The organism is Gillisella taibaishanensis (genome assembly GCF_001938985.1).
GTDB lineage: Bacteria > Pseudomonadota > Alphaproteobacteria > Rhizobiales > Rhizobiaceae > Allorhizobium > Allorhizobium taibaishanense.
The window spans coordinates 56,787-74,194 of record NZ_MKIN01000014.1 but is presented as its reverse complement, the minus strand read 5'-3'; the positions used below and the strand labels follow the sequence as shown (position 1 = coordinate 74,194).

Annotated in this window: 18 protein-coding genes and 2 tRNA genes; 3 read left to right on the top strand and 17 right to left on the bottom strand. The window is 55.5% G+C overall.

Features of this window, described 5'->3' with window-relative positions; genetic code table 11:
* Positions 1–22: 22 nt before the first annotated feature.
* The 11 genes from BJF91_RS00565 to BJF91_RS00515 all read right to left on the bottom strand — a co-directional run bounded on the left by BJF91_RS00565 (position 23) and on the right by BJF91_RS00515 (position 7,432).
* A complete protein-coding gene (locus BJF91_RS00565; protein ID WP_075612540.1) occupies positions 23–1,006 on the bottom strand; it encodes a hypothetical protein in 984 nt (327 codons plus the stop codon).
* A 192-nt stretch (positions 1,007–1,198) separates the two neighbouring features.
* A tRNA-Phe gene (locus BJF91_RS00560) sits at positions 1,199–1,274 on the bottom strand.
* A 189-nt stretch (positions 1,275–1,463) separates the two neighbouring features.
* On the bottom strand, positions 1,464–1,673 hold the full coding sequence (gene yacG / locus BJF91_RS00555) for a DNA gyrase inhibitor YacG (RefSeq protein ID WP_075612539.1): 210 nt from the start codon (positions 1,671–1,673) through the stop codon (positions 1,464–1,466).
* 159 nt (positions 1,674–1,832) lie between these two features.
* The gene (locus BJF91_RS00550; RefSeq protein ID WP_075612538.1) at positions 1,833–2,453 is read right to left on the bottom strand and encodes a Maf-like protein; all 621 of its coding nucleotides are present in this window, start codon (positions 2,451–2,453) and stop codon (positions 1,833–1,835) included.
* A 16-nt stretch (positions 2,454–2,469) separates the two neighbouring features.
* Positions 2,470–2,688, bottom strand: coding sequence for a translation initiation factor IF-1 (gene infA, locus BJF91_RS00545; protein ID WP_004435948.1), 219 nt, complete (start codon positions 2,686–2,688; stop codon positions 2,470–2,472).
* A gap of 121 nt (positions 2,689–2,809) precedes the next feature.
* Complete coding sequence (locus BJF91_RS00540) at positions 2,810–3,253, bottom strand: arsenate-mycothiol transferase ArsC (RefSeq protein ID WP_075612549.1); 444 nt, start codon at positions 3,251–3,253, stop codon at positions 2,810–2,812.
* A gap of 88 nt (positions 3,254–3,341) precedes the next feature.
* A complete protein-coding gene (locus tag BJF91_RS00535) occupies positions 3,342–3,815 on the bottom strand; it encodes a UPF0262 family protein (protein WP_075612537.1) in 474 nt (157 codons plus the stop codon).
* A 3-nt stretch (positions 3,816–3,818) separates the two neighbouring features.
* Positions 3,819–5,117, bottom strand: a complete 1,299-nt coding sequence (hisD, locus tag BJF91_RS00530) for a histidinol dehydrogenase (protein WP_075612536.1) — start codon at positions 5,115–5,117, stop codon at positions 3,819–3,821.
* A gap of 38 nt (positions 5,118–5,155) precedes the next feature.
* Positions 5,156–5,611 carry a DUF2948 family protein gene (locus BJF91_RS00525; protein WP_075612535.1) on the bottom strand — a complete coding sequence of 152 codons (456 nt, stop codon included), beginning with the start codon at positions 5,609–5,611 and terminating at the stop codon, positions 5,156–5,158.
* Positions 5,612–5,774: 163 nt separating this feature from the next.
* Complete coding sequence (gene murA / locus BJF91_RS00520) at positions 5,775–7,067, bottom strand: UDP-N-acetylglucosamine 1-carboxyvinyltransferase (protein WP_075612534.1); 1,293 nt, start codon at positions 7,065–7,067, stop codon at positions 5,775–5,777.
* A 131-nt stretch (positions 7,068–7,198) separates the two neighbouring features.
* Positions 7,199–7,432 (bottom strand): hypothetical protein, encoded by a 234-nt coding sequence (locus BJF91_RS00515; RefSeq protein ID WP_075612548.1) that lies wholly within the window; start codon positions 7,430–7,432, stop codon positions 7,199–7,201.
* Between the two features lie 150 nt (positions 7,433–7,582).
* Here BJF91_RS00515 and BJF91_RS00510 point away from each other — a divergent pair.
* Positions 7,583–7,657, top strand: a tRNA-Thr gene (locus tag BJF91_RS00510).
* 216 nt (positions 7,658–7,873) lie between these two features.
* Here the strand turns inward: BJF91_RS00510 and BJF91_RS00505 are convergent.
* From BJF91_RS00505 to BJF91_RS00495, 3 genes are all read right to left on the bottom strand, one after another.
* Positions 7,874–8,407, bottom strand: a complete 534-nt coding sequence (locus tag BJF91_RS00505; RefSeq protein ID WP_075612533.1) for a hypothetical protein — start codon at positions 8,405–8,407, stop codon at positions 7,874–7,876.
* 38 nt (positions 8,408–8,445) lie between these two features.
* Entirely contained in the window at positions 8,446–8,829 is a 384-nt protein-coding gene (locus tag BJF91_RS00500) for a hypothetical protein (RefSeq protein WP_075612532.1), read from the bottom strand.
* Between the two features lie 125 nt (positions 8,830–8,954).
* Positions 8,955–9,647 carry a metallophosphoesterase family protein gene (locus BJF91_RS00495; RefSeq protein WP_075612531.1) on the bottom strand — a complete coding sequence of 231 codons (693 nt, stop codon included), beginning with the start codon at positions 9,645–9,647 and terminating at the stop codon, positions 8,955–8,957.
* Between the two features lie 183 nt (positions 9,648–9,830).
* Here BJF91_RS00495 and BJF91_RS00490 point away from each other — a divergent pair, with 183 nt between their 5' ends.
* Positions 9,831–11,048 carry a DUF3644 domain-containing protein gene (locus BJF91_RS00490; protein WP_234801500.1) on the top strand — a complete coding sequence of 406 codons (1,218 nt, stop codon included), beginning with the start codon at positions 9,831–9,833 and terminating at the stop codon, positions 11,046–11,048.
* Between the two features lie 269 nt (positions 11,049–11,317).
* Positions 11,318–11,632 (top strand): DCL family protein, encoded by a 315-nt coding sequence (locus BJF91_RS00485; protein WP_075612530.1) that lies wholly within the window; start codon positions 11,318–11,320, stop codon positions 11,630–11,632.
* Here BJF91_RS00485 and BJF91_RS00480 read toward each other — a convergent pair.
* The 3 genes from BJF91_RS00480 to BJF91_RS00470 form a co-directional block, all read right to left on the bottom strand.
* Positions 11,629–14,163: a DEAD/DEAH box helicase gene (locus tag BJF91_RS00480; protein ID WP_075612529.1), complete on the bottom strand. Its 2,535-nt coding sequence runs from the start codon at positions 14,161–14,163 to the stop codon at positions 11,629–11,631. The genes BJF91_RS00485 and BJF91_RS00480 overlap by 4 nt on opposite strands.
* The gene (locus BJF91_RS00475) at positions 14,160–15,140 is read right to left on the bottom strand and encodes a HamA C-terminal domain-containing protein (RefSeq protein ID WP_139310543.1); all 981 of its coding nucleotides are present in this window, start codon (positions 15,138–15,140) and stop codon (positions 14,160–14,162) included. Before BJF91_RS00475 ends, BJF91_RS00480 begins: the two co-directional genes overlap by 4 nt.
* Positions 15,141–15,282: 142 nt before the next feature.
* Positions 15,283–16,719, bottom strand: coding sequence for a reverse transcriptase domain-containing protein (locus BJF91_RS00470; RefSeq protein ID WP_234801499.1), 1,437 nt, complete (start codon positions 16,717–16,719; stop codon positions 15,283–15,285).
* Positions 16,720–17,408: the final 689 nt, after the last annotated feature.

Sequence of the window (17,408 nt, the reverse complement as noted above, 5' to 3'; positions counted from 1 at the left end):
GGTCAGATAAATCCGAAGGGGGTCAAAATTGGACGCCGATCACCCCGCTAATGGGGTCAATTTTGCACGCCGAAACACAGCCCTGCACTTGAAAGCGCACGTCCTGATCTTCCAGCTTGCCTTGCCGTACGGAGCGAAAGCGCACGACATGGCCCCAATTGAGATTTTTGAGATCCGTTGGGCGCATGCCGGTGCCGGATGCGATTTCGATATGAGCGTGCAGTTTCAACCTGTCGGAGATGACATGCAGGTTCTGCCGAAATTGTCGCCATACTCTACCATCTTTGCCACGGATCAATTTTCCCTGCCCACTGTGATCGGGATAGATGCGCTGCAAACTGGTGCTGATAAGCGTTTCAAATTCTTCCGGTGTGAAGCTCGGGCGACTATTATCAACGCGCTTTCGAACCTTGATATCTGGAATGTCGAGCTTGCCGCAATATCCCCACTTCAGCGCCTGCTGAAATAACGCCCGCACGATAGTCAATTCCCCACGCTGCCGACTTACCGTTGGCACTTCGTGGCGTGCCGAACGGCGCAGAATTTTCCCACCGCGCTCGTAGCGAATGAAATCGATATCTTTGCCCGGACCCGAAACCCAATAATTACGACGCCATTCCACGTAGCGTTCGATATCCGGTTCCCGGATCGTATCGATGGGCTTGTTGCCGAAGAAGCCGACGAGATAGCGACGAATAACAGGCGGCCAGTCGCGGGAATGATATTCGCTGCGGTCGTTGCGCTCGCTCTCAGCGACAACAAACTTGATGAACTCCTCGGCCACTTCCCCGAACGGACGAACAACTGCGGTGAACCCATTCTTCACCCGATAATTGGCCTCGCTCCATATCTGGTAGGCCCGATGATGCGCTTCATCGTAGTTGTCGGTGTCAAGGCTTTTTCTAACCTGTTTGCCGCCGGCTGAGAACCGTACGGACCATATGGTGCCGCCAGGACGCTGAAAGAGGGTAAAAGGTTGTTTGGGCTGCTTTGCGTGCTGCAACATGACGTTCTCCGAAATCGGTTACGTTGCTAGCACGCCTGCGTTAAAGCTGCGCTAATCCGCGGCCTGAGCAGGCACGAAGACACTTGAGGGAAAAGAGCAAATTTTCGGAGTGTGCTAGATGTGCGCTAGCGTATTTCCAAAACAAGCTGGATCAAAGAGCTTTTCAAAAACTTAAAGTTTTCAGTAAGTTAATGGTGCCCGGAGGCGGATTTGAACCACCGACACGCGGATTTTCAATCCGCTGCTCTACCAACTGAGCTATCCGGGCATCCTGGCCAAACGAGCGAATTAGCGGCCCGTTTGCCGTTTGGGGGAAAGTTTTCCCCCGGAAGCAGCGCGGTTATACCATCTAAATTCTTCATGTCCAGCGGCAAACGACACTTTTTTGACGGTAGAATGAAAAAGATTGAAAAGCTTTTACAAACAGAAGCTTACGCCGAAATTACCTTGTCCTAGGTCAGAAGCGGCCGTCGTCCTCGGGGTTGGATTCGTCTTCGGCCACTGGAATGGCATAGGAGCCCTTCAGCCAGCGCGACAGATCGAGGCTACGGCAGCGGTCCGAGCAGAAGGGATAGTGTTCCCGGTGTGACGGATGACCGCATTCCGGGCAGGGGCGGGGCTTGCGCAGCGGTTCGATCTTGGCGCTCGGGGTTGGTTGGTTGCTCATGATTGCATCCTTTGCGGCACGACAGCACCGTGAGATCTGTCAGATCTCACGGCAATGTTAACACGTTCAATTCGCTCGATATTATCGAAAATTCGGTCCGGTTTAAGACCTTGTCGAGCCTGTTGCGGAATGTGTGAGGTTCCGTTGGAACGAGAAAGACTAACCTTCTGGCCAGCGTGCCTGCACATCCATGCCTTCGCCCGCCAGCAATTGCACCGTCTCATAGAGCGGCAGGCCGACGACGTTGGGATAGGAGCCCACCAGTTTCTGCACGAAGCTGCCGGCAATGCCCTGGATGGCGTATGCGCCTGCTTTGCCGCGCCATTCTCCCGACAGGATATAGGCATTGATTTCGCTATCGGACAGGCGTTTGAAGCGCACCTTGCTTTCCACCACCTTCTGCCGGACCTTACGGTCGGGTGTGATCAGGCAGACGCCCGTGAACACCCAATGATTGCGGCCGGAGAGCAGGTTCAGGGCAGCGATTGCTTCGTCGCTGTACTCTGTCTTGGGAAGCACACGCCTGCCGACCGCGACCACCGTATCGGCCGCCAGGATGAAGGAGCCTTTCCAGTCGGCTTCATCCTCAATGGCGTCGAGAGCTGCCTTGGCCTTGTCGGTGGCCAGCCGGCGCGCCAGCGAGCGTGGCTGCTCGTTTTTCAGAGGGCTTTCATCGAGGTCCATCGGCATCAACCGATCAGCCTCGAGGCCCACCTGTCGCAGCAGTTCCACTCGCCGGGGTGATCCTGATGCCAGGATCAGCTTGCGTTTGCCGGCCATGCGCGGCTCCTCGCCGTTACTTGAAGCGATAGGTGATGCGACCCTTCGTCAGGTCGTAAGGGGTCATTTCAACGAGTACCTTGTCGCCGGCGAGAACGCGGATACGGTTCTTGCGCATGCGGCCCGCCGTGTGGGCGATAATTTCATGTTCGTTTTCGAGCTTCACCCGGAATGTGGCGTTCGGCAACAGTTCCGTAACGACACCGGGGAATTCGAGGACTTCTTCTTTAGCCATTGATGCCTTGTCTTTCTGTGAGTTTCATCGGAGCGTCTGCCGCCCCGGTCAAAATGTGGCCGGAACCTACACAATCAACGGGCTTTTGTGAACCTTGTAGATCGGGCTTTTCGAATTTGTTTCAAACGCCGCCCAGCGGCCGTGTTCCGGGCCTTCTGAAGCGCTCTTCGATCATCGTTGTCAACCTGTCGCGCACGTCGCGATAGGCCGAGAGCTGTTGATCGCGGGTATCGGCTTCCACCGTTGGGTCCGGCATCGGCCAATACACCACTTCAACAGATGAAGACCGCGTCAGTTCCAATGCCGCATGATGGGCTTCGGGCGCAAGCGTTACGACGAGGTCGAAAAAATCGTCTTCGAGGTCGTCGAGCGTCTGCGGCTGGCGGCGGCCGAGCGTGAGACCTATTTCGTCGAGCACCACGTCGACGAAAGGATCGCGCTCGCCATGACGAACGCCGGCGGAGGCGACATAGACCCCTGAGGGCAGCATGCGCCGGGCAATTGCCTCGGCCATTGGCGAGCGAACCGCGTTCATACCGCAGAGAAACAGCACGGCGCCCGGCATGCGCCGCTCCTGATCCGCCTCGGCACTGGGGGCCGGGTTGGGGGCTGCATCGGCTGCATGGTCGGTCGGTTCGCTCATCCCGGCCGCCTCATCCGCGCCAATAGAGCACGCAGACCAGCGTGAACAACCGCCGCGCACTGTCGAAGTCGAGATTGATCTTGCCCTTCAGCCGGTCCTGCAATGTCTGTGAACCGTCATTGTGAATGCCGCGCCGCCCCATGTCGATCGCTTCGATCTGGCTCGGCGTCGACGAGCGGATCGCCTCATAGTAGCTCTCGCAGATCATGAAATAGTCTTTGATGATCCGCCGAAGTGGCGTCAGCGACAGGATATGGGTGGCGACCGTCTCGCCGTCTTCGGTAGTAATGGTGAAGACCAGGCGGGAATTGACCAGCGAGAGACTGAGGCGATAGGGGCCGCCCGGATGACCCACCGGTTCGAAAGAGTTTTCCTCGATCAGATCGAAGATGGCGACCGCGCGCTCATGCTCGACATCGGGCGTCGAGCGCCCGATCGTCTCGTCGAGAACGACATCACAGAGCTTGAAGTCGCCCTTGGCCATCGCCTAGTCCTCGAGATTGAGCCGGATGGCAACCGACCTCGCATGAGCGTCGAGCCCTTCGCTGGTCGCCAGCGCAATGGCCGCCGGTGCCAGTTGCTTCAACTGCTCCGGCCCGAGCCGCAGGATCGAGGTGCGCTTGACGAAGTCAAGCACCGACAGGCCGGAGGAGAAGCGGGCGGAGCGCGCCGTCGGCAGCACGTGATTGGAGCCACCGACATAGTCGCCGATCACCTCAGGCGTATGGCGGCCGATGAAGATCGCGCCGGCATTGCGGATGCCGGCCATCAGCGCATCGGGATCGGCAACCGCCAGCTCCAGATGTTCGGCGGCAATACGATTGGCCAGCGGCACGGCGGCATTTAGATCCGGTACGATGATCAACGCGCCAAAATCCTGCCAGCTGGCTGCTGCTGTCTCGGCACGGGTCAGTGTGTTCAACTGCCGTTCCACAGCAGTCTCCACTGACCTTGCAAATGCGGCATCGTCAGTGATCAGGATCGACTGCGCGCCACGATCGTGTTCGGCCTGGGCGAGCAGATCAGCTGCAATCCAGTCTGGGTTGTTGTCCTTGTCGGCAATCACGAGCACTTCAGACGGGCCGGCGATCATGTCGATACCGACAGTTCCAAAGACCTGCCGTTTTGCGGCGGCGACATAGGCATTGCCGGGGCCGACGATCTTGGCGACCGGTGCAATGGTCTCAGTGCCATAAGCGAGCGCGGCAACGGCCTGTGCGCCGCCGATCCGGTAGATCTCGGTGACGCCGCCGATCTTCGCAGCAGCCAGCACTGTCGGGTTGATGGCACCGCCCTGGGCGGGCACGACCATGACGACCCGCGGCACGCCGGCGACGCGGGCAGGCACGGCATTCATCAGCACGGAGCTTGGATAGCTGGCGGTGCCACCAGGCACATAGAGGCCGACGGCGTCGATGGCGGTCCAGCGCGAGCCGAGCCCGACACCGATAGCATCTTCATAGATATCGTCTTTCGGCATCTGGCGGGCGTGGTGGCGCTCGATACGCTCGGCGGCGAGCCGCAGTGCGTCGATCAGCTCAGGCGATACGCTTGCAAAGGCGGCATCGATCTCGGCTTGGGTGACGCGCATCGACGTGGTGGCGAAATCAAGGCCATCGAACTTCAGGGAATATTCGGCCAAAGCCGCATCGCCTCGCGCCCTGACATCATCGATGATGGCTTTGACGGTGGCGTTTACATCCTCGGATACTTCCCGCTTGGTGGTGAGAAAGGCAGCAAAGCGTGCCTCGAAATCATCCCCTGCCTGCTCAAGCCATACTGCCACTGCACCCTGTTCCTTCTTCCGCCTGCCGCCGTTCCGTCTCAGGCCCCGGGATGCCGGGGCCTTGATGTGGTTTCCCATGCGCCGCCGGTATCTGCAAGCTGAAGTTCGATGCATTCCACATCAAGAGCAATGGTGGCATCGTCGGCGCAGACCAGGTCCAGCCGGCCTTCCGGGCCGTCGCCGGTGCGGGTGAAGGTCACGGCAAGCAGGTTCAGCACCTGCTCCCTGTCACCCCTGGTAAAGCCGATAGAGCGGACTGATCGGACGCGCTTGACGCTCAACACCGCGCGCCGGCGCTCAAAGCTTTTCTTGCGGCGGAAAATCCCGCCGCGCTCGCCAGCCTTTTCCCAGACGAAACGGTTGACCGCTATGGAAAACACACCGGTTTTCGCCGAATAATCGGCATCAACAGGTTTGAACACCGCATCCTGCAAATGGGCAGAGAGGATGGCGAGGTCCTCTTCATCCAGGGAAAGAAGCTTAAGATCAGTCATACGCACGGCCCCGCTGTTGCACCTACAGCGCCGTGCGCCGCACATGGCGCACAAAGGTTCGCTGTAGAACTTTATATCTGCATTAGCCTTGCAGATAGGTTGCCGCTCCCGATTAAGCAACGGCGAAACCTCGCCGTATGTTTAAAGTGTCGCAGCAGACGGGTCAGTCGCTGATCCGTTCCACGACGGCGCCGCAGCGGGTCAGTTTTTCTTCCAGCCGCTCGAAGCCGCGATCGAGATGGTAGACCCGGTTGACCAGCGTTTCGCCTTCGGCGGCAAGTCCCGCAATAACCAGGGACACCGATGCGCGCAGGTCGGTTGCCATGACAGGCGCGCCGCGCAGGCGCTGCACGCCTTCGATGCGGGCTGTCTGGCCGCTGAGCGTGATCTTGGCGCCGAGGCGGGCCAGTTCCTGCACATGCATGAAGCGGTTTTCAAAAATGGTTTCCGTGACATGCGCCACGCCCTGGGCGCGGGTCATCAGGCCCATGAACTGCGCCTGCAGGTCGGTCGGGAAGCCGGGGAAGGGTTCGGTGACGATATCGACGGGGCGGATCGCATCGCCATGGCCGATCACGCGAATACCGTCCTCGACGGCCGTAATCTCGGCGCCGGCCCGGCGCAGCGCTTCGAAAGCTGTGTCGAGCAGGGCGATATCGGTGCCTTCGAGCGTCACATCGCCGCCGGTCATGGCGACGGCCATGGCATAAGTGCCTGTCTCGATCCGGTCGGGCAGCACCCGGTGGCGGGCGCCTGACAGGCTGGTCACGCCTTCGATGGTGATGGTGGACGTTCCCTGGCCGGTGATCCGGGCGCCCATTGCGTTGAGGCAGTTGGCGAGATCCACCACCTCAGGTTCGCGGGCGGCATTGTGGATGACGGTCGTGCCACGGGCAAGCGAGGCCGCCATCAGCATCACATGGGTCGCGCCCACCGACACCTTGGGGAATGTATAGCTGGCGCCGATCAACCCGCCCTTCGGCGCTGTCGCTTCGATATAGCCGCTGTCGATCTCCATGGTGGCGCCGAGCGCGCGCAGGCCCTCGATGAATAGATCGACGGGCCGCGTACCGATGGCGCAGCCGCCTGGCAGCGAGACGCGGGCCTTGCCTTCACGGGCCAGAAGCGGGCCGATGACCCAGAAGCTGGCGCGCATCTTCGATACCAGGTCGTAAGGCGCGTTGGTGTCGACGATGGTGCGGCAGGTGAAGTGGATCGTGCGGGAATAGCTGCCCGACTGGCGCTCGCGCCTTCCGTTGACGGCAATGTCGACGCCGTGATTGCCGAGAATGCGCAGCAGAAGCTCGACGTCTGCCAGATGTGGCACGTTTTCAAGCGTCAGCGTGTCGCTGGTCAGGAGCGAGGCGATCATCAAGGGCAGGGCGGCGTTCTTTGCACCTGAAATGGGAATGATGCCGTTAAGGGCGTTGCCGCCGACAATCCTGATACGATCCATAAAGCGTGATCAGAGGGCAAGGCATGCCCCCGCCTTTCCTGGTTTGAAGAATGCTTTGCACGACGCGCGACGGCCAGCGCAATGAAAGGCGGTGTTTAGACGAAAACTTCCCGCCGTTCAATTCGCCGTTTTCAAGCCTCACTGTCATCGTGTTGAGGCGAATATGCGGCAGGAAGCCCTTCGGTCTCATCGGCGTCGCCCGCTCGGCGGGCCCGTGCCTGGCTTTTGCGCCGCATCAGGTTTTCCCGCAGTTTCTGGGCCGCCCGCTCGCGCCGCCGCTCGGCTTCAGCCTGGGTCACACGTGCGGAAATCCGCTTGGCCTCGGCCACGCGCTCAGCTTTGGATGGGTCGCTCTCGTCTGTCATGACGGGGTGATAGCGCAAATGTGGATAAACCGGAAGATGGCGTGGCTTTGACGTTTTTATTGACCAAACAGCGTTTTGCCGCTTGCGCCGCCCGAAAACCTGTGGCAATAGCCCCCTCGTTCCGCAGCGGTTGAAACCGCTTCGCCAGATGCTGCTATAGCTCAGGGGTAGAGCACTCCCTTGGTAAGGGAGAGGCCGAGAGTTCAAATCTCTCTAGCAGCACCATTTTCATATCTCATAACAGATAGGTTCACGCCACTTAGTGATTGCGCTCCTTTGGTTCGTCGCAATAACCGCTGCTGTGGATGATCCGATCCGATAGTTTTTTCCTTCGCTTACAGCGCAGTCGTCTTCGTGCTCGGACACCGTCCCGGTCAAAGCAAACGTTTTGGCTGAAAATAAGCGCGTAGATTTAAGGCGAGCGCTATGCCGTAGTGGTTTTCAGTCGTAAGCGCTTTCTCCCGGTTCGGCTGCGTCACGGAACTGTGCAAACCAATAAACCATGTGCGGATGCGACTTGAACCTACCGGCGAGGAATCGAAAGACAGCGTCCAATTCGTTATCTTCCTGATCGACCCGGTTGCTGTGTTTGCCGAACGGAGACACAATTTCTTCGTAATGTTGCGGGCCTGGAAGGTATATCGCGTCCGGCAGGATCGGCAACCGAATGGCGCTTTGATACTCGTGAGCTAGGCGCTCGAAGCGCCAGTATTGCTTGGCGACGTCTTCGAATTCCGAGGGCTCTGCGTCAAACGGCTCGTCAATGTAGTCGGCCAACGCAACAATGCCAGTGTAGTCATCTCCGGCATTTTTAGCGGCCATGATTTGATTCGCAAGACGGCCAAAATGAGCGCCAATGCGACCCGTATCTTGGAACTGCTGCATCACAATTTTCAACAGATAGGCACTATCACGATCTTCTCGGAACGCTTTGTATCGGCTTTTAGCAGCAAGCCATTTCTCATCGTCTGACATAGAAGCTCTCCTGAGCCGTTAGTCATTTCAGACGAAAGTTAACTTTCAGATACCTGCGTGAGGATATCCGGAAGCAGCCTATACCTTGCTGCGGTCGTTCGGTTGACGATGTTCCAGATGTTTCGGTCACTCGCCAACGGTGGCCCAATGGTAAAGAAGATGCCGATCAGCCTGTCGCCCGTTTTCTCAAGCACTTTCGAAATCGAGAGCAGGCTAACAGGATCGTCAGGAAAAACTGAGGCTGAGATTTCGGACCAGGTTGTGCCGCTTCGGGTTAAGTAGGTGAAAAGCAACCCTTCAATTAATCTCAGGTTTTGCGTGGCAGGACCCGTTTTGCCTGCAGCTTCCTCCGCGATGACATCACCCAGCACTTTCCGGAGAAATTGCCTCAGGAGGTCGTCAACTGGAACATCTGTCGTCATTCATCCAACCCTATTGAGAGGTTTCCGACTTCGATTCTTGCTCCCTATTCAGTCGGCCGCAACGTCTTATGGCGTTCAGGCTGTGATCGAATGAGTCCTCAAGGGTGTGTGCTCGAACGGAATGGTCAGATCAGCACTGAGAACGACGTGACGAGAACGCCCGCTTTTGGCAAGCCAATCACCTTGATGCCGTTAGGAAGCGTAGCGCGGTAGTCCTGGTGAAGATGGCCATGCACAATGGTCTTTACTCCCAGAACCTCCGCAAGGTCATCGATTTCAGTGTGCCCATATCGATGGGTCGACGGCGCTTCATGCGTGATCAAGATGTCAGCTTCAAGTGCGGCCAGTGAGTTGAAGTCCTCAGGGAATATCGTCGACCGATGACGCAGGGGCAGTCCATCGCGCCACGTCGATCTTGAATGGGCGCTGAGATACTCACTCCGTGTACTGAACTTGGGGATGCCTCCAGCGTTCTGAGGATGCCAAACGTCGGGATGGAATACGCCACCCAAGCCCGCAACCCGAACGCCGTCCAGCGCAACGACACGACCGGTCAGATTGCTGCTTGCGAGACCGGATGCAAAAACGAAGTCGTGCCAACGTTCCCGGTCGGCGTCATGATTGCCATGGATGAAAAAGATGCTCGAACCGACCGACGTCAGGTCCGCCAGTTCTAAATCAAGGGGCCGATCCAAGTCAAAGTCACCAAGGAAAATGGAATGAGCGGGGTGATGATGCCATAGCATTTCGCGCACAGGACGGAAGTTGCCATGTGGGTCGCCGAAGAAGGCGACGCTGCCCGTCCGAGTTCGTTCCAACAGAATGTCTCACTATTAAATATGCTGTGCAAACCTAAACCCGGACAGATTACCGAGTGGTAAGCAGTAGCGCACGAGAGCATCTCCGTCGTTTTCCTGCCAGAGCATCATCATGCCTAAATTAAAAGTTGCGACTCACCAGCGTTTCTAGTCGTATCTTTGCGCTCACCAGGGGGGATGGATTTGGCGAAGAAACCACGGCTGCCGCTTGAGAGGTGGGAAATCGCTTTGGTCAAGGCGATGCTTGCCCGAGGCAGGTATAGCGATCAAGAAATCCTTGCATATTTCACCAGACCGACACGGTCGGTGAACCATCGTGTCATTTCCGAAATCAGAACTGAAAGCAAGCATAAGGCTGTTAAGGCCGCAACCGACGATGACTTGAGCGATTATCTGGCGACTTGGCCAGACATTGATCCGGCGACTGGTTTGAGCGTGCGCGGCGACGAGCTGCTGATCAAGGCTCGTGAGGCAATGATCGCAGCCGTTCACACCTTCAATGGTGCAGGTCTCACCTTCCGCGCAGAACTGTTTATCGTTACCAGCGTCATCGCCTGGACGTACCTGATGCATGCCTTTTACCGGCGAGAGGGCATCGATTATCGCTATAAAAACGCGGACGGCACTGTCAAAAAGACGACCTCTGGAGAGGATTGCTATTGGGAATTGGGCATGTGCCTCAGGCATGGAAGATGCCCTATACCAGGTGGTGCTGTGAAGAACCTGGAATTCCTGATCATGATCCGGCACGAGATTGAGCATCGCATGACCAGCCGTATTGACGACGCGGTTAGTGCGAAGATGCAAGCCTGCTGCATAAATTTCAATGAAGCGATCAAAAAGCTATTCGGTGGCCAGTACGGCCTCGAACGTCGCCTTCCCATTGCCCTGCAGTTTGTCACGTTCAGTTCAGACCAGCGCTCCATCCTGAAGAAGGCAAGTTCTCTTCCGGCGCACATCGAGACGCTGATGGATGAGTTCCACAACGGGCTCTCAGATGAACAGATGGCCGATCCTGATTTCGCATACCGTGTCGTATTTGTACCGAAGCTTGCGAACAGAAAATCGGCGGCCGACCTCGCCGTTGAGTTCGTGAAGCCGGGGTCTGAAGAAGCCGCCGAGATCAACCGCGTGCTGCTCAAGGAGGTCGAAAAGAAACGGTATCTCGGCAAGCAGATTATCGAGATCATGCAAGCAGAGGGCTATCCCAAGTTCAAACAAGGAAGTCACACAGCTCTATGGCACGCGCTGGATGCTAAAAATCCGGCCAATAATTTCGGCCGTGATGGTGAATATAAGGGGATGTGGGTCTGGTACGAGAGCTGGCTTCAGCGCGTGCGCGCCCATTGCCAGGAGCATGCGGCAGATTACCAAGATGTCGCCGTCGACCTTCACGCTTGACACCGTTAGGCAACACTGCCTGCTTGCTTTTGTCTCAATACAAACCCTCGCTAAATGTTTGCCGTTACCAGACCTGAGTTTTGGGTAGGAACTAGCGCGCGGGGACATTCTGACTGGTGAGCGAGCCAAGTCTTCAATTTTACCTAGTTATGGGGTTTTTCGCCATGGAACTGACTTTCGTCCACACCAACGGAAAATGGACGACCAAGTATTGCAACTGTTTTAATTCGTCCCCACTTCATCTCCATAGTATATAATGGAGAAGTTGTATGGCTCGTGGCCGCCCTGTTATCTTGAAAACTCGCTCTTTCGATAAGAAAGGCGATGCCAGCAAATATTTTGCAGAGATGCTGAATCGCTATCGACCCGGAGAGACTGTCTCGGAAGAGGACGCTCTAGACCTCGCAAGTTTGCTTGAGCGGCATCCGGAAAGCGTAGAGAAAATCGGCGACGGTATTCACCATTTCGAGGTCCAAGCAGCGGACTACGCAACGCAGTGCTTTCGCGTAGTCCGGCTTGACGGGACTTGGGATAAATTCTCGTATCATACCTGCATCTCGACTGAGCCTGCGCTCGTAGACTAAGCGGCTCCTGCGCTTTCAAGAACTCTGACGATATCCTGTCTAACCATGGGGGAAGCGATACGGCTGTCAAAATTCTCCTGTCGCAACCATTTCAAAGCAGTAGCGGGGTCCATTTCTTTCTCTACCGTAAACTCCATCAGTTCCTTTGCGGTATGACGTGACAGACCCAAGGCGATGAAGCTGATCATTGTTTGATCGGACGCCCCCATCTCAAGGTACGTCGGCAAAGAGGATAAGCTGGACAGGTAGTCGGTATGGCCTGATTCCTTCAGGCAATGTGCCAATACACTGATATAGCATGTGGCCAACCGGAAATACTTGAAACGCACCTCCTGCTCGATGTCGTTTAGGGTGTTGCGGATAACTGCTGATATTGTGTCGCCCTTGTTGTATTCCCGGTTTTTTTCAATGATTGCGGGAAGAGGATCACCTCTCATCCAGCTTAGTGATATAGCCGCCATTCTTAAGTGGAGCTTTGGGACATCGACCGACAGAATTCGTTCATGGCATATGCGATAAATCTCAGACAGAGTCTTCCATGCGGCGTCGTCACGAGGATGGCGTGGGATCAACTCCTCTAGTCTTCGAATACCACCGCCCTTGATCTCCGATTTTAGGTAGGTCGCAAGGCGCTGCTGTCGGAGCGCGGATACCGTCGGCGCTGCCTCAATCGTTTCCGAAGGAAGTGACACTCTGGACTGCGCGACATCGAGCGCCTTGCGCAACCGATCCCGATCACCCTCCTCTACATCACAACGCGTGAGCGTCTGATCAAGGCGTCCCGCCATGTGATCTGCCAGCAATCTAGCGAACGTAGCCTCCACGTCAGCGAGATCGGAGGTTTCACGCTGCGGGTTACTCTCCAATGCACAAGCTTCAACCTCGTCGAGGCGGGTGGACAGGGTCTCCGTCAAAAAGCTCTTCAACTCGATCTCGTTGCCTTTGTCGGCAGGGCTTGTCGTCCATTCATCGTAGTCGATCAGAAAGATGTTTCCCTGAAACTCCTTGCCGAGCCGCCCTGCTCGACCCGCCAAATTCCAGAATTCGGCAGGTTCAAGATCGGTTGATTGGCCTTTCTTAGGTTTGCAAACAAAAAGATTGGCTGCGGGGAAGTTCACGCCTTGGATAAGGGTGCTTGTCGTAACGAGAAAGCGGATGTCGCCGTCGCTGAAGGCGCTTTCTACGCCCCGGCGGACCAAGGCTGGGATACGACCGTAGTGGAAGCCGATGCCACGCAACAAGCATTTCGCCAAATCGTACTCTGGGTGTACAGCAACTTTGACGAATTCCGATAACTCAAGCAGCCGCTCATTCGGCTCAGTCGACCGATTTAACTCCTCTAATCCGAGCGCCACACCCTCAGCGTCGGATGGCCTATTGGCGTATACAATCGATGGCTTCTGCCGACCAAATCGGTCCGCAATTCGAACGAGGCGTTCCCTGGTGCTTGGAAGTGCTTTGCCAATCTCCATGTATCCCAAGTCGGTTCGACCGTCAGCCGTCAGCCGCTGAACAGAAACCCGCCCTCTAATCGGTGATCTCGTATTCACGACAATCAAGTTCTGTACGACGCTTGGTGATCGGCTCTGGACTTCTTCGACCTTATCGATGCCAAATATCTTGGCGAATGCATCTAGGTTCTTGATGTTAGGGCCAGCAAATACGAGCTGAGCGTTCGGTGACCGAGCCAACAGCTTGTCGATGACATTCTGCAGGAGCACGCCCCGAGAGCCCTCTTCGATACTCTGAGCCTCGTCAGATATAATCAATGTTGGCGCAAAATCGGGGTGCGACCCCATAAGCGCCTGAAGCCTCTCCTGTGTCAGCACGAAGATCGCTTTCCTCGGCAGCTCGACCTCAGCAGTCATAGGCACATTGATGACAGACACATCCACAAACCCGTTCGCTTGACGCCACGTTACGATTGCGTCTGTGACCTGAGCTATTAACGCACGGCTGGGCACAATGTAGCAGGCCTGCTCAAGCTTTCCGGCCCGGACCAGCCCGCGCAGATACTGCTGTAGAACGAAAGACTTTCCAGCTGAAGTCGGCGCTGATATTGCGACGCGATATCCGCCAGTCAGCAACTGCCACAGTCGGGCCTGAAAATCAGTCAGTACAACCGTTTCATCCCCGATTGATACCGCATTCGTTGCGCGACGGAGTTCCTCATAGACGGCCGACTGCATCGGCAATCGGCGGAAGTCGTTAATTACCGCAGACGTTGTAAACGCCGGAAAGTTGCCAAGTCCCGTAAGCACCAATCGCAAAGTACCAGCTAAGCCAGGAAGTTCCTCAGACCGAAGGTCGTTTGCGCACGCAGCGATGCTGTAGGCTGCTCGCTGACGCATAGGATCGTCGCTTTTCGAAAGGATTGCTGCAGCTTGGATACAACGCGCCATGTCCTTGTCCGACAGGTTCATTGTTGCTGTAATCTGCAGTTCATGCTGAAGCCAAGCGCCGATCAACGTATCCAGCTGGCTGTGAAAGACGGAGTTTTTCCAAATACGATCCGACAACTCCTGAATCATGTTGTCCACCCGATCCGGTTTTGAAACTGTTCGCGCAAATCCTTGACTGATGCGACAGGAAGGAAAAACACCTCGATGGCGTGGCTTGGTACGCTGTGCTTGGCTAATGTATCATCGATACGGACTGCCAGCGCTGGGAGCGCATTTCTTAGTTCTTCTGCAAAAGCGGCCTCCACTAGGCCGGGTTCCAGTGCTTTCATTTCGGCAAAGGCCGCAAAATCGAACGCTATGAAAACGACCGAAACGTCGACCCGAATGTTCGAGTTTTCGGAATAGGGATCGAGGAAGGAAAGGATCGCTTCTTTGTAGTCCGCAGGAAACCCCGACAGGTCAAAATGCTGCTCGATCAGGAACAGCTCGTGTGACATCTTGTTTTGCTGAAGATTCTCACCAACGGATTTGATAGCGCTTTCTATGGCTGTATTTACGGCCTGATAACATTTAGCCTCTCCCCAATACAGTTTGAGCTGCTTGGTTGCTGCGTCGTAGCTCAGGTGGATTCCATCTGACCCATGTACCGGCATCTGTGAGTTGGTTTTGAGGCTCATCTTCGCGATGAATTGCGGGGCGCGAAGAACCGATTCAATCAGCAAGTAGGTGATGACCTCACCAAATTCTCCATTTCTGTTGGAGCTTTTGTTGGCCCGCTTGAAAAGGTCAATGGCCTTGTTCTGGAGGTGGACGGCCTTCTCTAACTGTTTCATCGGTGGCAAACCGGCCCATCCCGCCTGAGCGTCTTGGATGTGTTTTCTCGGCAAGCAGAAGCCAATCAGCTTGGCCGACAGAATTTCCACAAATTCATGGAGGGTTGGAAGCCCATTGCGGAAAGCGAGAAAATGCGCGTGGATATTTACACAGGCAGAACCAGATTTCGCGGTGTGCGATACCTTGCGGATTCGCGCTCCCAAGTCGTCATGATCGCCCGCAAGCGCGGCGACAAAGTCGGCCATCGCCTTACCATGGTCAACGTCTTCCACAACCACCCCGCACGTTACGACTGATTCGCTCAACCATCTTCATCAAAATCTCCTCGATCATAAAGCCCGACAAAATTCTACTTTTGAAGCCCTTCTCGGTCTGCTTGGAGAATGATGTGCTACACCTCGACCTAAGCGAACGCTATCGTGCGCGGTTCAGCTCATACTCAAGCTTCCTATGGATCGCGCTCCTTAGGTTTTTTATCTGACGTTCTATTGGCTTACCCAACGGTCCCATCGTTTTTGATGCGCGTTTGGCATAGGTTGTGAACGTCCATTTGCGATAATCAGCTGACTTACTTTTGAAGTCCTTCACCGAGCCAAACGCCTGAATTAGTTTTTCGATGTTGGTCAACGCAAGGATGTCGTGGACAGTCTTTCCACGATATCGCTTCGCTTGCCGGATTGCCGTTGCTCTACAAACCGATGCAACTTTTCGATGGAGATTGCTCATCGTCTTGTCGCGTATGTAAACATGCTTCCCATCGTAACGAAAACCAAGATACTCAAACGGTTTGCTAGGCATAGGATTGCCACTCTTGTCGGCGGCTTTGACCGTGAATACTGCCTGTCTGTCACCGTTGACTTCGAAGCGATGGATGGCTGATTTTTCCTCCTTGATTACAAGGCCTTTGCCGTAGGTAGATATTGCACCTCGGATGTCTGCTTCGAGCTTGCGTGCATCTATTTCAGAGATTGGTGCGATCACAAGTATGTCGTCAGAATACCTGAAAAACTTACCACCGAACTCGCTGCAGACGTCGCGAAGGTATTTATCAAAATCCAACAGATAGGCGTTTGCCAAGAGGTCAGAGAGCGGTGCCCCCTGAGGGACGCCCTTGCCGCATTTGTTGACTTCAATAATGGAAGGTTGGGTTGCTGACCGCGCGATCTTGGCTTGGAAAGTCCGCCCATCGCAGAGTTGGACTGGGATTTCCTTCCTCGGTTTCAAATAACCAGGTCGTGTTCTCCCGTGGCGGTCCGTTTTATCACCGTAGAACCCTAGTCGCGTATAGGCCTGAATGACGTCAACATGAGCGTAACGTGTAATTGCCTGAAAGACCTTGAAGTGGTCGTTTGGCAATCGTGGGACACCAAGCAGTTCGGCCCAGACATCGAGGAGACGGTCGTGGTCAAGTGTCTCAAAAAAGCTGCTGATATCAAGCGCGATGCTGCAACAATCCCCCTGTGACTGGATAGCCTCTACAGCCGATAGACTGAAATCGATGTTGCTCTGTCCGCCTCCTCCGCTGGCTTTTGCAATACGACGATAGGCGATGACCGCGTCCGCCAGTCCCTCTGACTGGAGTTTCGTTTCATAAGGAGCTGAGAGAAGGTGGCGATAGTAAGAGAATATGCAGCTATCAAGTCGGGCTGCAAACCGAATGGGACGATCCTTGCGCTTGCCGCTTTTGCCTTTTTCAGTGTAGGCGTTCCAGCCTTCATCGTACCGAAGAAAAGGATAGAAAGTATGCAACCTGACGCGATCCGGATCAGTGGCTATATCCGTTGCTTCAGCTTCGGAAATTACGGGGTCAAAATGTGGGTATCGCCTAACTGAAGCTGTCCAGGCTTTCACGGTGGTCCTCGGAAGCGAGAGGGGGCAAAAGGACCGGTGTGCTTCCAGTTAACCTTTCGCCCCCGACTGTTTAGCACAGGTATGAAATACCCTAACGGCACATGTATTCGAGATAATGGACTATATTGGCTGCATGTACGATTGCTCGTCATGTACCTTGAGCGTCCAGCTATACCTGGAGGTCCGGATGGACATCATGGCATACCTGCTGGCGGCCTTCGGGCTTGACAGCTTCAAGTAATTCTCCGCCCCCCCAGGTTGCCCCTCGTGACCGGATGCCTGCAATATCATGGTGATCATCCCTGAGTTCAAGACGTGAAATACTACAATTCCACGTTTTCCTCCGGAAATTTTACTTCGCCACAAAAGTGTTCGGCCTATTGTTCCTCGGCCCACTGACTTTAAATCAGTTCAGTCCTCAGGTCCGCCCCTTGCAAGCAACCGTCGTGCTTCATCGGTGATGGTGGTAGGTCTATGCTCCACGACAAATTCGTGCTCGCCAACTTTCACAACTATCGTTCCTGCAGCACGGACGCGATCAAAAAAGCGGTGAAGCTCCTGATCGTTTTCTGTGAGGGTAAGGAATTGTTCCGCGCCGTCGCCTGACACATTCACCTCCGGAAACAAAGAATTCCTTCACGCCTCCCGAATAACGAGAGAAGGCGTGACGCAAGTCTGGCATATAGGGG